At 74.3% G+C, this 13,637-nt stretch carries 11 protein-coding genes; 7 read left to right on the forward strand and 4 right to left on the reverse strand.

Annotated elements, in window-relative coordinates; translation table 11 throughout:
• Window positions 1–53: 53 nt before the first annotated feature.
• Window positions 54–623 carry a dihydrofolate reductase family protein gene (locus GA0070213_RS06565; RefSeq protein WP_091059003.1) on the reverse strand — a complete coding sequence of 190 codons (570 nt, stop codon included), beginning with the start codon at window positions 621–623 and terminating at the stop codon, window positions 54–56.
• A 93-nt stretch (window positions 624–716) separates the two neighbouring features.
• Between GA0070213_RS06565 and GA0070213_RS06570 the strand changes: the two genes are divergently transcribed.
• Window positions 717–1,301 carry a TetR/AcrR family transcriptional regulator gene (locus tag GA0070213_RS06570; RefSeq protein WP_091059006.1) on the forward strand — a complete coding sequence of 195 codons (585 nt, stop codon included), beginning with the start codon at window positions 717–719 and terminating at the stop codon, window positions 1,299–1,301.
• Window positions 1,302–1,376: 75 nt separating this feature from the next.
• Window positions 1,377–2,522 carry a polysaccharide pyruvyl transferase family protein gene (locus GA0070213_RS06575; RefSeq protein ID WP_091059010.1) on the forward strand — a complete coding sequence of 382 codons (1,146 nt, stop codon included), beginning with the start codon at window positions 1,377–1,379 and terminating at the stop codon, window positions 2,520–2,522.
• 10 nt (window positions 2,523–2,532) lie between these two features.
• On the opposite strand, the gene GA0070213_RS06580 is transcribed toward GA0070213_RS06575, so the two are convergent.
• Together GA0070213_RS06580 and GA0070213_RS06585 are read right to left on the reverse strand one after the other, a co-directional pair.
• Window positions 2,533–2,739, reverse strand: a complete 207-nt coding sequence (locus GA0070213_RS06580) for a hypothetical protein (RefSeq protein WP_091059014.1) — start codon at window positions 2,737–2,739, stop codon at window positions 2,533–2,535.
• A gap of 65 nt (window positions 2,740–2,804) precedes the next feature.
• Complete coding sequence (locus GA0070213_RS06585; protein ID WP_091059016.1) at window positions 2,805–3,665, reverse strand: carbohydrate kinase family protein; 861 nt, start codon at window positions 3,663–3,665, stop codon at window positions 2,805–2,807.
• A gap of 64 nt (window positions 3,666–3,729) precedes the next feature.
• Between GA0070213_RS06585 and GA0070213_RS06590 the strand changes: the two genes are divergently transcribed.
• Together GA0070213_RS06590 and GA0070213_RS06595 are read left to right on the forward strand one after the other, a co-directional pair.
• Window positions 3,730–7,020, forward strand: coding sequence for a DEAD/DEAH box helicase (locus GA0070213_RS06590; protein WP_091059020.1), 3,291 nt, complete (start codon window positions 3,730–3,732; stop codon window positions 7,018–7,020).
• Window positions 7,017–7,952 carry an SWIM zinc finger family protein gene (locus GA0070213_RS06595; protein WP_091059024.1) on the forward strand — a complete coding sequence of 312 codons (936 nt, stop codon included), beginning with the start codon at window positions 7,017–7,019 and terminating at the stop codon, window positions 7,950–7,952. Before GA0070213_RS06590 ends, GA0070213_RS06595 begins: the two co-directional genes overlap by 4 nt.
• Before the next feature lie 52 nt (window positions 7,953–8,004).
• Here GA0070213_RS06595 and GA0070213_RS06600 read toward each other — a convergent pair whose 3' ends face one another.
• Complete coding sequence (locus GA0070213_RS06600) at window positions 8,005–8,262, reverse strand: DUF3040 domain-containing protein (protein WP_091059027.1); 258 nt, start codon at window positions 8,260–8,262, stop codon at window positions 8,005–8,007.
• Window positions 8,263–8,716: 454 nt separating this feature from the next.
• Here GA0070213_RS06600 and GA0070213_RS06605 point away from each other — a divergent pair, with 454 nt between their 5' ends.
• From GA0070213_RS06605 to GA0070213_RS06615, 3 genes are read left to right on the forward strand one after another with little or no spacing between them, the layout of a single operon-like run.
• Complete coding sequence (locus GA0070213_RS06605; RefSeq protein WP_091059030.1) at window positions 8,717–10,825, forward strand: DUF1800 domain-containing protein; 2,109 nt, start codon at window positions 8,717–8,719, stop codon at window positions 10,823–10,825.
• Between the two features lie 14 nt (window positions 10,826–10,839).
• A complete protein-coding gene (locus tag GA0070213_RS06610; RefSeq protein WP_245716307.1) occupies window positions 10,840–12,213 on the forward strand; it encodes a DUF1501 domain-containing protein in 1,374 nt (457 codons plus the stop codon).
• Window positions 12,210–13,625: a ferredoxin reductase family protein gene (locus GA0070213_RS06615; protein ID WP_091059036.1), complete on the forward strand. Its 1,416-nt coding sequence runs from the start codon at window positions 12,210–12,212 to the stop codon at window positions 13,623–13,625. The genes GA0070213_RS06610 and GA0070213_RS06615 overlap by 4 nt, the downstream gene beginning before the upstream one ends.
• The last annotated feature ends 12 nt before the right edge of the window (window positions 13,626–13,637 follow it).

The raw sequence follows: 13,637 nt of genomic DNA on the forward strand, positions 1-13,637 counted from the left end.
GCTGTCAAGAGGGGGCCCCTCCTCTACCGAATGCGTTAACAAGGGGCCCCGCCTTACCGCGCGTAGCGCAGCACCACCACGCCGCTGTCGAGGGGACGCGCGGCGGTGAGCGTGAATCGGCTGGGCGCGAACCCGCGCTCGACCAGCGGGATGCCGCTGCCGACGACGACCGGGTTGAGCTTGACCACCAGCTCGTCGACCTCGTCGAGGAGTTGGCCGGCGAGCTGGCCGCCACCGCAGAGCCAGATGTCGCCGCCGGGCTGGGCCTTCAGGTCGCGGACGAACGCCACCGGGTCGCCGGCCACCACCTCCACGTCCGGGTGGTCGGCCGGGGCGAGGGAGCGGCTGAAGACGTACTGCTTCAGGTGGGCGTACGGGCTGGTGACGCCGATCTTCAGGCCCGGCTCGTAGGCGCCGCGACCCATCAGCACGGTGTCGAAGCGGCCGGCGGGCTCAGCCGGCACGCCGAGCTGGGCGTGGGCGAACGTGGGCAGCGTCTGCGGCCACTCGGCGACCAGGTAGGACGCCACGTCCGGCTCCGGCGGGAGGAAGTCGAAGGACCCGTCGGGGGCGGCGATGAAGCCGTCGAGGGTGCTGGCGACGACGTACACGAGCGTGCGCAAACCGACTCCGATGTCCGAGGGCAACCACGACGGCTGTCGTGGTTCGGTGCCGAATGTACAACACCTGTCGTGGTTGTTGCTAGGCTGTGCCGCGTGGCCCGCAACACCGAACGCCGTACCCTGCTCGCCGACGCCGGCCTGCGGGTCCTCGCCGTCGGCGGCGCGCGCGGGCTGACCCACCGGGCCGTCGACGCCGAGGCGGGCGTGCCCACCGGCACCGCCTCCAACTACTTCCCGTCCCGGGCCGCGCTGCTCGCCGGCCTGGCCGAGCGGATCTTCGACCGGATGGCCCCCGACCCGACGGTGCTGGCCGACCTCGGCCGCCGGGAACCGTCGATCGCCCTGGTCACCGACTACCTGCGCGACATCGTCACCCGCACCACCCGCGAGCCCGACCTCACCCGGGCGCTGCTGGAGCTGCGGCTGGAGGCCGCCCGCCGGCCCGAGCTGCGCGCCGCGCTCGGCGACGTGCTGCGCCGGGGGTACGCCGACGACGTCGCCTTCCACGTCGCCGCCGGCCTGCCCGGCGGCGCGTACGAGGTGGCGCTGCTGCACTACGCCGTCGACGGGTTCCTGCTCGACCTGCTGACCACCTCGATCGACGCCGGGTTCGACCCCGATCGGGTGGTCTCCACCCTGGTCTCCCGCCTGGTCGGTGGCGCGGACCTCGCCCCCTGAGCGGTTCTCCGCCCGGGTTACCCGACCGCCAACTGCGGGAACGCTGGCCCGGACGCCCCTGGGAAGGAGCATCGGATGACCGAAGGCACCGGACTGACCATCGGCGTGCTCGGGTCGTACGGCGGTCGCAACCTCGGCGACGAGGCGATCCTCACGGGTCTCCTGGCCGACCTGCGCCAGCACGAGCCGAACGCCCGGATCATCGTGTTCTCCCGCAACCCGGCACACACCGCGCTGGCCCACCCCGACGTCGAGGCGGTGCCGTGGGAGGGCGTCAGCCGGGTCGACTCGTCCCAGGTGCTCAACCAGCTCGACCTGCTCGTCCTCGGCGGCGGCGGGATCCTCTACGACAAGGAGGCCCGGCGCTACCTCCGGGTGGTCCGGGTCGCCCAGGAGCGGGGCCTGCCGCTGCTGACCTACGCGGTCGGGGTGGGCCCGCTCACCGACGGGGTGGACACCGGCATGGTCCGCGAGACGCTCGCGCAGGCCGTCGAGGTGACCGTCCGCGACCAGGAGTCCCGGATGGTGCTGGAGGAGGCCGGCCTGGTCAACCCGATCACCGTCACCGGAGATCCGGCGTTCCTGCTGGAGCCGGAGGAGTTCCCCGCGCAGTGGCTGCGCGAGGAGGGCGTACCGGCCGGCTCCCGGCTGGTCGGGCTGAGCGTGCGCGAGCCGGGCCGGGCCGCGGAACGCCTCGACGTCGACGGCTACCACCGGCTGCTCGCCCAGATCGGTGACTTCCTGGTGCACCGCATCGACGCGCACGTGCTCTTCGTGCCGATGGAGCGCGACGACATCCGGCACTCGCACGGCGTGCTGTCCCACATGATCGCCGCCGACCGGGGCCGGATCCTGCACGGCGACTACCGCCCGGCGCAGATCCTCGGCCTGATGCGCCACTTCGACCTCGCGGTCGGCATGCGACTGCACTTCCTGATCTTCGCCGCCATGATGAACACGCCGTTCCTGCCGCTGCCGTACGCCGGCAAGGTCTTCGACCTGGCCCAGCGGCTCGGCGTGCCGGCGCTGCGCGGCATGGAGCGGGAGGTGGAGGGCCCGCTGCTGGCCGAGGTGGACCGGCTGTGGGACGAACGGGCGGCCCGGGCCGACGAGACCGCCCGCCGGGTGGCCGAGGTCTGCGACCAGGCGCGCGGCACCTCGCAGGTGACCCGCAGCGTGTTGGACAGCATCCGGGCCCGGGCGTTGACCCCGGCGGCGTGAGCCGGCGCGGTCAGACCGCCGGCCCGCGCCAGGTGTAGACCCACTCGTGGTCCGGCCGGTCACCCGACTCCAGCTCGTAGATCTCCGCCTCCGCCAGACCGCCCGGCCCGAGGTGGTGGTGGGTCAGCGGCGGGCGGCCGTTGCTGTCCAGCTCGACCGTGACGCTGTCACCGTCGGCCGCGCCCCCGACCAGGGGGATCTGCACCGTGGAAGCCATGCGCCCATCCTGCACCGGCCGGCCGGCGCGCGCAGCGGATAGCGGGGCGGCGGGCCCGCCGGTGGTCAGACCCGGGGGAGCAGCCCGTCCGGATACTCCATCCCGTCGTGGGTGCACGCGGTGGCGGCCACCCGGGCGGCGTACCGGGCCGCGTCCGGCGGGGCGGCGCCGCGCAGCCGGGCGGCGACCAGGCCGGCGGCGAACGCGTCCCCGGCGCCGTTGGTGTCCACCACCGGTGCCGGCGGGGTGGCCGCGGGCACGTGCGCCGGCGGCGCGTCCGGGGTGTGCAGCGTCGCGCCGGCCGCCCCGCCGGTGACCAGCACCGTGCGCGGCGCCAGCGCGGCAGCCGCCTCGCCGGCCCGCTCGCCCAGCAGCACATCGCTGACGAACACCAGGTCGGCGGCCTCGGCGAACGGGCGGTGGTAGTCGTTCTCGCCGTCCCAGTCGTGCAGGTCCGTGGAGAGCGACGCCGCGCCCCGCAGCACCGACAGCGCGTCCCGGGCCCAGTCCATGATCGAGACGTGCACGTGGGAGGCCTCGGCGACCAGCGCGGCCAGCTCGGCGTCGGCGAACGGCGCCGGGCCGGACCAGGGCCGGGGATCGTAGAGCGACATCCGGCGACCGGCCGGGTCGACCAGGTTCACCGAGCGCCGGGTGCCGGCCGGCGCGTCGACCAGCACGGTCCGCACCGAGGTACGCGCCAGCGCCGCCCGCACCACGTCGCCGGCCGGGTCGGCGCCGAGCACGTCGACGAGCGTCACCCGCAGGCCGAGCGCGTGCGCGGCCAGCGCCACCCCGGCGCCGGTGTTGCCGATCCGCAGCTCGACCGGGGGCACGGTCAGCGAGTCGGCGGCGGGCAACGGCAGCGCGGGCACCCGGGCGCGGACGTCCACGCCCAGCCCGCCGATCACGAGAAGGTCGACCATGGCGCCGACGATAACCGCGCCCGGCCGCCTATCCTGGCCCCGGGCGTCGTCGAGGGGGAACTGCGTGCTGGTCATCCACGGGCTGTGGCTGCCCGGCGCCGGGCTCGCGCTGTGGGCCGAGGACGGCACGCTACCGGCCCGCGCCCCGCGCCGGCCCGGCCGCGCCCCGCGGGAACGGCCGCACCCGTTCGCCGCCGACCACGCCACGCTGGCCGCCGCGCTCGACGGGACACCGGGCGAGCCGATCTCCGTCCTGCTCGGCCTGCCCACCCGGGCCGGCTCGCCGGTGGAGTCCCCGGAACTGGTCCGGGCCACCGTCGAGGAGCCGGTCCGTGGTCCGGTCACCCGCGCCGGCTGGCGGGTCCCCGCCCTGGCGTACGCCCCGGACGACGCGTGCGCGCTGCTGCGCGCCGCCCTGCCGGACCCGGTCGGGGCGAGCCTGCGGCACCTGGCCGAGCTCGCCGGCTTCGCCGCCGACCTGGTCGCGCGTGGCCGCCTCCTCCCGAGTGTTGAGGAGGGGCCCCCGGTTAACGCCTCCGGTAGAGAAGGGGCCCCTTCTCACCGCGTCGCCCGAACGGGGCGCGGGGTGCGGGCGGTGGACGACTCCGACGTGACGACCGCGCGGGCGCTCTGGCTGCCGCTGCTCACCGGCACCGACGCGGCCTGGGCCCGGGACCTGGCGTCGGCGCTGCCCCCGGCGGCCCGCGCCGCGCGGGCGTGGCAACCGGCGCCTTCGGGTGCGTCTGTGGACGCCCGGACGACCACAGACGCACCTGTTGCGGTGGACGGCCGATCGGCGGCTACCGCGCCGCCGGCCGGGACGGCCGGAGGGCTCCCGGTGACCGGCGGGACCGACCCGAGCGGCCGGCCCGCCGGGGCGTTCGGACGCAGCGGGCGGGCCGGGGACGTCGGGCCGGGGGATCTCCTGGCGGACGCGCTCGACGCGCTGGTCGACGCCGCCGCCCGGGTGGCGCTGGCGGACACCCGGCTGCACCGGGGGATGCGCCCCGGCGGCCCGGTGCCGCGCTGGCTGGCCGCGCTCACCGGCCCGGAGCGCGAGTTCCCCGCCGAGCCGGCCGCGCTGGCGACGCTGCGCGCCGCGCTGGACGCCTGGCAGCGCGACGCCGCCGGCGGGGCGGTACGGGCCACGTTCCGCCTGGTCGAACCGCCCACCGACCCGGTCGCCGAGCTGGTCGACGGCGGCACCTGGCAGGTGGAGTTCGGGCTGCACCCGGCCGACGAGCCGGGGCTGGTGGTCGACGCCGGGCACATCTGGCAGCGGCCCGCGCCGGCGCTCGCCGCGCGCGGCGTCGACCCGCAGGAGACGCTGCTGGCCGAGCTGGGCCGGGCCAGCCGGCTCTGGCCCGAGGTGGAGGCGGCCCTGCGTACCGCCGCGCCCGAGGGGATGGAGCTGGACGCCGAGGGCGCGCACCGGTTCCTGCGCGAGGGGGCGCCGGTGCTGCACGCGGCCGGCTTCGGCGTGCTGCTGCCGTCCTGGTGGCGGCGTTCCTCGTCGCGCCTGGGCGCCAGGTTGCGGGCCCGCAGCCGCACCGCGCCGGGGGCGGTCGCCACCGCGGCGGGCGGGTTGGGGCTGGACGCGCTCGTCGACTACCGCTGGGAGGTGGCCCTCGGCGACCAGCCGCTGACCGCCGAGGAGTTGGCCTCGCTCGCCGACCTGAAGTCGCCGCTGGTGCGACTGCGCGGGCGGTGGGTCGAGCTGGACCCGCAACGCCTGGAGGCCGGGCTGCGGCTGCTCCGGTCCTCGGGCGAGCTGACCGTGGCCGACCTGCTGCGGATGGGGCTCTCCGGGGAGGAACGCGGCGGCGAGCTGCCGGTGCTGGACGTGGTCGCCGACGGCGCGTTGGGTGAGCTGCTGGCCGGCGAGGCGGAGCGGCGGCTCACCCCGGCCGACCCGCCGCCGGGCTTCGTCGGGACGCTGCGGCCGTACCAGCGGCGCGGGCTGGCCTGGCTGGCCTTCCTCCAGTCGCTCGGGCTGGGCGGGATCCTCGCCGACGACATGGGGCTGGGCAAGACCGTGCAGCTGCTCGCGCTGCTCGCCGGCGACCCGCCGGAGGCCGGGCCCACCCTGCTGGTCTGTCCGATGTCGCTGGTCGGCAACTGGCAGCGGGAGGCCGCCACGTTCGCGCCCGACCTGCGCGTACACGTGCACCACGGCGCCGAGCGCGCGCGGGGCGAGGGGTTCGCCGCGGCCGTGCGCGCGGCGGACCTGGTGGTGACCACCTACTCGGTGGCCGCGCGCGACGCGTTCGAGCTGGCCGGCGTCGACTGGCACCGGGTGGTGGTGGACGAGGCGCAGGCGATCAAGAACGCCGCGACCAGGCAGGCCGAGGCGGTCCGGTCGCTGCCCGCGCGGCACCGGGTCGCGGTCACCGGTACGCCGGTGGAGAACCGCCTCGCCGACCTCTGGTCGATCATGCAGTTCGCCAATCCGGGGCTGCTCGGACCGGCCGCGGTGTTCCGCAAGCGGTTCGCCGAGCCGATCGAGCGGCACGGCGACGCCGAGGTGGCCGAGCGGTTGCGCCGGATCACCGGCCCGTTCGTGCTGCGCCGGCTCAAGACCGACCCGTCGATCATCACCGACCTGCCGGAGAAGCTGGAGATGGAGGTGCTCTGCAACCTCACCGCCGAGCAGGCCGCCCTCTACCGGGCCGTGGTCGACGACATGATGGCGAAGATCGAGTCCAGCGACGGGATCGAACGCCGGGGGCTGGTGCTGGCCACCATGACCCGGCTCAAGCAGGTCTGCAACCACCCGGCCCAGCTGCTGCACGACGGCTCCGCGCTGGCCGGCCGCTCGGGCAAGCTGGAACGCCTCGACGAGATCGTCGACGAGGTGCTCGCGGCGGGGGAGAAGGCGCTGCTGTTCACCCAGTACGCCGAGTTCGGCGGGATGCTGCGCGGGCACCTGTCGGCGCGTACCGGCCGGGAGGTGCTGCTGTTGCACGGCGGCGTCGGCAAGGCCGACCGGGACGCCATGGTGGCCCGGTTCCAGACCCCGGACGGGCCGCCGCTGTTCGTGCTCTCGCTCAAGGCCGGTGGTACCGGGCTCACCCTCACCGCGGCCAACCACGTGGTGCACGTGGACCGCTGGTGGAACCCGGCCGTCGAGGACCAGGCCACCGACCGGGCGTTCCGCATCGGGCAGCGCCGGCGGGTGCAGGTACGCAAGTTCGTCTGCGCCGGCACCGTGGAGGAGAAGGTGGCCGCGATGATCGCCGACAAGCGGAGCCTGGCCCGGTCGGTGGTGGGCAGCGGGGAGCAGTGGGTGACCGAGCTGTCCACCGACACGCTGCGCGAACTGTTCACGCTGGAGGCCGGGGCGGTGGTCGAGTGAGCCCGAGCTTCGACGACTACGGGCCGCCGCGTCGGGTCGAGGGCGGGCTGCGGGCCCGCAGCACCCGGGGCGCGATCGGGCGGTCCTGGTGGTCCCGACGCTTCCTGGAGGTGCTGGAGTCGTTCGCGCTCGGCTCCCGGCTCACCCGCGGCCGGGCGTACGCGCGGCGGGGGCAGGTGCTCCGGCTGGACGTCTCACCCGGTCTGGTCACCGCCGAGGTGCAGGGCTCCCGGCCCCAGCCGTACCCGGTGCGGATCGGGCTGGCCGCGTACCCGGAAGGGGTGTGGCGGCGGATCGAGGCGGAGCTGGCCGGGCAGGCGTTCTTCAGCGCCCGGCTGCTCGCCGGTGACCTGCCGGCGGAGCTGGAGGAGTTGTTCGCCGCGGCGGGCGCGCCGCTGTTCCCGACCGAGGTCGGGGAGTTGGCGCAGCGGTGCGGCTGCCCCGACTTCGCGGTGCCGTGCAAGCATCTGGCGGCCACGTTCTACCTGCTCGCCGAGGCGTTCGACGCCGACCCGTTCCAGTTGTTGCACTGGCGTGGCCGGGCCCGGGGCGACCTGCTCGCCCGGCTTCGTGCGCTGCGCGGCACCCGATCCGGCGGCGCGGCGGCGCCGAGCGCCGCCGGGGCCCACGGGACCACGTCGGCGGGGCAGACGGACGCGGCGGGGCCGGCGGGCCCGCCGGTCGGCACGCCGGTGCCGGTGCTCGGCGCCGCGCGGGCGCTGGCCGGGATGCCCGCGGTCGATCCGGCCGAGGAACTGGACCGGTTCTGGCTCTCGCCGGTGGCGCTGCCGGACCGACCGCCCACCCTGGACACCGGCCCGGAGCTGCTGCTGCGGCAGCTCGGTCCGCCCGACCCGGAGCTCGGCGGTCCGGGCCTGGCCGAGCGGCTCCGCCGCGCGTACCGGGCCTTCGGCGAGACGCCGAACGGTTAAGAGGGGGCCCCGCCTCTACCGGAGGCGTTAAGAAGGGGCCCTTCCTTACGCCTCACAGGAGGCGGCGGCGGAAGCGCCACATCACTGCGGCGTTGGCGACCAGCACCATGGCGCAGATCGCCCCGGCCAACCGCCCGGCCAGCACGGTCATCGCCGGCAGCGACGCCCACAGCACGATCGTCATCAGCATCATGTACCGGCCCCGGCGGCCCTTGAGCCGGCTGTCCAACCGGGCGAAGAACCGCGGATCGCTCTCCCGCAGCTGGCGGGTGATCTGTTCGAACCTGCGCTGATCCTCTTGGCTGAGCATGGCGGTGTGCCTTCCCCTCACGGCTTCAGCGGTTCGGCGGCATACCCGGATCTCCGGTGGGTCACGCGCCGCCGCTGCTGCTTGTTTCGCCGGCTCGGGCAGTCGTGCACGCACCGCGCGGACACCTCAGCGCAGGCTTATCCGTACCTTAAGTTTCCCTGTTGTCGTGAACGGGCCCGGCGACGGCTCGGCGGGTCGAAACCTCGCGTCCGGTCGGTTCGCGCCCGGGTCGGCCCTGCTCCGGACGGGGGTGGGCCCGGCCGGCGCCGGTCGGCGCCTTGCCGTGGGCATGAGCACCGTCTTAAGTGCGCGTGGGCGCGCTTCCGGCCCGCCTTGAGCTGCGGCGGAGGCCTGGCTACTTTCCCGTAGCAACTCTCCGGCAACCGTCGCCGCCCCTCCCACCCAACCCCCGGGTGGCAGGCGTGCCGGCGCTCGAAGAAAACGGGATAGGTACATGGCCGACCTGAACGTGCCACCGCGTCGACCCAGGGACGACCGCGGTTGGGACGGATACCAGCACCCCCACCCGGACGGGCACCGCGACCTGGACTCCGCCGCACCGTACGCCGGCGGCTACCCCGCCCCGGTGCCCCCGCCCGCCCCGGGCCCGCAGTGGGTCGGCCCGAACGGCTTCGCCCCGGCCGGCCCCGCGCCCCAGGGTGGCTACGCCCAGCAGGGCTACGGTCAGCCGGCCTACGGTCAGCAGACCGGCGGCTACGGCCAGCCCGCCGGCGGGTACCCGCCGCCGGCCGGACCGGGCCTGCCCACTCTGGACGACGACTCCGACGACGCTCCGAGCCGCGGCCGGCGCCGGGCCCTCGCCACCCTCGGCGGTGCGGCGGTGGTCGCGGGTGGTGCCGCGTTCGCGCTCTCCCCGCAGCTCCGCGGCCTGTTCTCCGACGGCCCGACGGCCGGTGACGCCACCGGCACGGTGACCACCGACGGCACCCAGGCCCGGCCGAGCGGCCAGCAGCCCAGCACGGTGCGGACCTACACCGAGCAGAACGAGAGCTACATGGGCTCGCGGGCCGGTGCGGCGCTCAAGCGCAACGCCCCGGCCGGCGGCCGCATCTTCGGCAGCCCGGCGGCCGCCGCCGAGGCGACCCAGGTGACCGTGAAGACGGTGCTCTCCAAGGACCCGATCACCCACCTGGCCCGCCGCGCCACGTTCGGCCCGACGCCCAAGGTGATCGCCGACATCAAGCGGCTCGGCATCGACAACTGGCTGCGCCAGCAGCTCGAGCCGGAGAAGATCGCCCCGACCAAGGGCGAGCTGAAGCTGGCCGACCTGCCCTCGCTCAAGCTCAGCCCGACCCAGCTCCGCGACCAGCGGGAGCAGCTCAACGAGCGCGGTGTCGACCCGGCCCGGGAAACGGTGGACGCCACCATCGCCCGGCAGATCTGGTCCGACCGCCAGCTCTTCGAGGTGATGGTCGACTTCTGGAACGACTTCCTGCACGTGGCGGCCGACTTCGACGGCGGCGAGACCTACCGCAACGCGTTCGACAAGGACGTCATCCGCAAGCACGCGCTCGGTAGCTACCCGGACATGCTGGTCGCCGCGAACAAGCACCCGGCGCTGCTGCTCTACCTGAACCAGGTCGACTCGCGCAAGGACGCGATCAACGAGAACCTGGCCCGGGAGAACCTGGAGCTCTACTCGGTCGGCGTCGACGGCGGCTACACCGAGAAGGACGTGCGGCAGGCCGCCATGCTGCAGACCGGTCGGGGCGTCGCGGACGGCAAGTACATGTTCTTCGCCGACCGGCACTACGTCGGCAAGGTGAAGATCCTCGGGTTCAGCCACGCCAACAACTCGAACGACCCGAAGGTCGCCGACAAGGTGATCGACTCCTACATCCGGTACATCGCGCTGCACCCGTCCACCGCGAAGTACGTGGCCCAGAACCTGGCCACCCGGTTCGTCTCCGACACCCCGCCGAAGTCAATCGTGGACCGGCTGGCGAAGGCGTACACCACCAACAAGGGCAACATCCGCCCGGTGCTCGCCACGCTGTTCAGCTCCTCGGAGTTCTGGGCGTCGGTCGGCCAGAAGGTACGCCGCCCGATGGAGTACCTGGTGGCCACGTACCGGTCGCTCGGTGTCGGGCCGGACGCGATGCCCGGGTTCGACGGCGACAAGCGGCGCACGCCGTTCGCCCAGGGCCTGCGGCAGGTCCAGGACAAGATGCGCGAGCTGGGCCAGTACCCGATGGGCAAGCCGACCCCGGACGGCTACGCCGACGTCTACCTGGCGTGGACCTCGGCCGGCACCATGGTCGACGGCTGGAACGAGGCCGGCGAGCTGCTCGGTGGCTGGCGCAAGCAGTTCACCTACGTCAAGCCGGAGAAGCTGGTGGCGAAGCCGCCGGCGACCGCCGGGGCGTACGTGGACGCGCTGGCGGTGAAGCTGGTGCACCAGAAGCTCAGCGCCAAGGAGAAGAAGCTCGTGCTCGCCGTGGCCGGGGTGTCCGAGGGCGCCAAGGTCGACGCCACCTTCAACGGGGCCATCGCCGCGGTCGCGCGGACGATCCTCGCGTCCCCCCAGCACCACCTCCGGTGAGGCATTCGATGGAGATGACCGTGAACCCGTACCCCCTGCACCCCGAATGCCCCGACGTGCGGCGGCTGGCCGACAACCCGGCCGAGGCGCTGCTGCGCGCGGAGGCCGACATCGTCGCGGCCGAGAGCGCGGCCGAGGCGGACCGGTACCGCCGGCTGGAGGAGGTCGAGGAGGCCCAGCAGGACGGCCGGGGCGTCACCCGGCGTACCTTCGTGGCCGGCGCCGCCGCCACCGCGACCGCCCTGGCCACCGCGCAGTTCGTCACCACCTCGGCGTCGTTCGCCGCGACCAAGACCGGCACCCTGATCCACGTCTTCCTCTACGGCGGGCTGGACGGGCTGAGCCTGGTCGCGCCGTCCAACGACGCGGTGCTCAGCAAGGCCCGCCCGGACCTGCTGCTCGGCAACGACTCGCTGGCCCTGGACCGTGGCTTCAAGCTGACCAGCGCGTTCTCTCCGCTGGAGAAGTGGCTGAAGGCCGGGCAGCTCGGCTTCGTGCCGGCGGTGTCCGACCCGCGGCTGTCCCGCAGCCACTTCCAGGCCGCGGACGCCTGCAACCTGGGCGGCCTGCCCGGTGAGACCGGCGGCCGGGGCTGGCTGGACAGCCTGGTCGACGCGCTCGGCAAGGGCACCGCGTTCCGCAGCGTCGGCATCGGCAGCACGCTGCCCCGCTCGCTGGTCGGCGTGAACGGCGCGCTCGCCCTCAACAGCGTCGGCGAGCTGCGGCTCAACGGCGACGACAAGTACCGCGCGGCCACCGAGAAGGCGATCCGCGGCCTGTTCACCGGGATCAACCACCCGGTGGAGGACGCGGTCATCGAGGGCATGGGCGCGCTGGCCACCGCGCAGAAGCTCGCCGCCAAGCCGTACGCGGCCGCGGCCGGCGTCAAGTACGAGGGCGTCGGCTACGCGTTCCAGCAGCTCGCCCAGCTCATCAAGGGCGGGGCGAACGTGCGGGTGGCGACCGTCGGCATGGGCGGCTACGACACCCACGAGAACCAGGGCACCAGCGAGGGCGGGCAGCTCTGGCGTCGGCTCAACGAGCTGGCCAACGCCATGGCGGCGTTCTTCACCGACCTGGGCGACAAGGCGTCGGACGTGACCGTCATGGTGTCCAGCGAGTTCGGCCGGCGGGTCGCCTCGAACAGCGGCGGCACCGACCACGGGCACGGCGGCGTGGTCACCGTGCTGTCCGGACGCAAGCTCGCCGGCTCGCTGCTCGGCACCTGGAACGGGCTGAGCAAGCTGGACAGCGGTGACGTGCCGGAGTACAACAACATGTTCAACGTCTACGGGTCGGTGGCCCAGGGTCGCTTCGGCCTGACCGCCGCCCAGGTGGACAAGGTCTTCCCCCGGCAGAAGTTCACCCCGATCAAGATGTACGCGTGACGTATCAGGACACCCACGCCGCCGGCCGTCGTACCGGGCACTCCGCCCCGTACGGCGGCCGTCCGGCTGCTCCCGTACCACCCGGCCGGCCGCGTCGCGGACCCGGCGGCCGGCGGGCGTTGACGGCGCTCTTCTGGCTCGGCCTGGTCGCCGCCGTGCTGCCGTGGTGGTTGGCCACCCCGGCCGGTTCGCTGACCGACACCGCCGACCTGCTCACCGCCGGCGGCCGGATCACCGGCCTGATCGCCGGCTACCTGCTGCTGGTGCAGGTGCTGGCGATGAGCCGGCTCGGCGTGCTGGAACGCTCGCTGGGCGGCGAACGGATCTCCCGGCTGCACCGGGACCTCGGCGCGACGCTGCTGGTCGCGGTGCTGACCCACATGTCGCTGCTGGTGGTCGGCTACGCCCGGCAGGAGCGCAACTCGGTGTTCGGCGAGGTCGGCACGCTGCTGTCCGACTACGAGGACATGGTCTCCGCGTTCGTGGCCGCCGGCGTCATGGTGCTGGTCGGGGTCACCGCGGTGCGCGGCGTGCGCCGCCGGTTGCCCTACGAACTCTGGTACGTCCTGCACCTGACCAGCTACCTCACCCTGCTGCTCGGTTACGCGCACCAGTTCAGCAACGGCGCCCAGCTCTACGAGCCGGGGCCGGTGCGCACCGGCTGGATCGCCGCGTACCTGCTGGTGGTGGCCGCGCTGCTGTGGGGCCGGGTGATCGCGCCGCTGGCGTTCAACCTGCGGCACCGGCTGCGGGTGGCCGACGTGGTGGCGGAGAGCCCGGACACCATCTCGATCTACCTGACCGGACACCGGCTCAACCAGATCGACATGCTCGGCGGGCAGTACTTCCGCTGGCGTTTCCTCAACCCCGGCTGCTGGTGGGAGTCGCACCCGTTCTCGGTCTCCGCGGCGGCCAACGACCGCTGGTTGCGGCTCACCGTGAAGGTGGTCGGCAAGCACACCGCCGAGCTGCGGGACCTCACGCCGGGCACCCGGGCCTGGGCCGAGGGCCCGTTCGGCACGTTCACCGCGGCGCACCGCACCCGGGAGCGCGCCCTGCTCATCGCCGGCGGCAGCGGCATCGCGCCGCTGCGGGCGATGCTGGAGGAACTGCCGCCGGGTGCGGCGCTGATCTACCGGGCGCGGCAGCCCGCCGACGTGCTGCTGCACCGGGAGCTGGACTGGCTCGCCCAGGCCCGGCAGACCTCGGTCTGGTACGTCATCGGCCGCCGCGACGACCCGGGGCCGCGCCAGGTGATGAACCCGGAGGGGCTGCGCCGGCTGGTGCCGGACCTGACCCGCCGCGACGTCTACCTGTGCGGGCCGGGCGGCCTGGTCGACGAGTCCGTCAAGGTGTTGCGGGCGGCCGGCGTGCCCCGCCGCCAGATCCACCTCACCGCGTTCGAGTTGTAGAGAGGCACCCAT

Origin of the sequence: Micromonospora humi (assembly GCF_900090105.1) — a bacterium.
GTDB classification, from domain to species: Bacteria; Actinomycetota; Actinomycetes; order Mycobacteriales; family Micromonosporaceae; genus Micromonospora; species Micromonospora humi.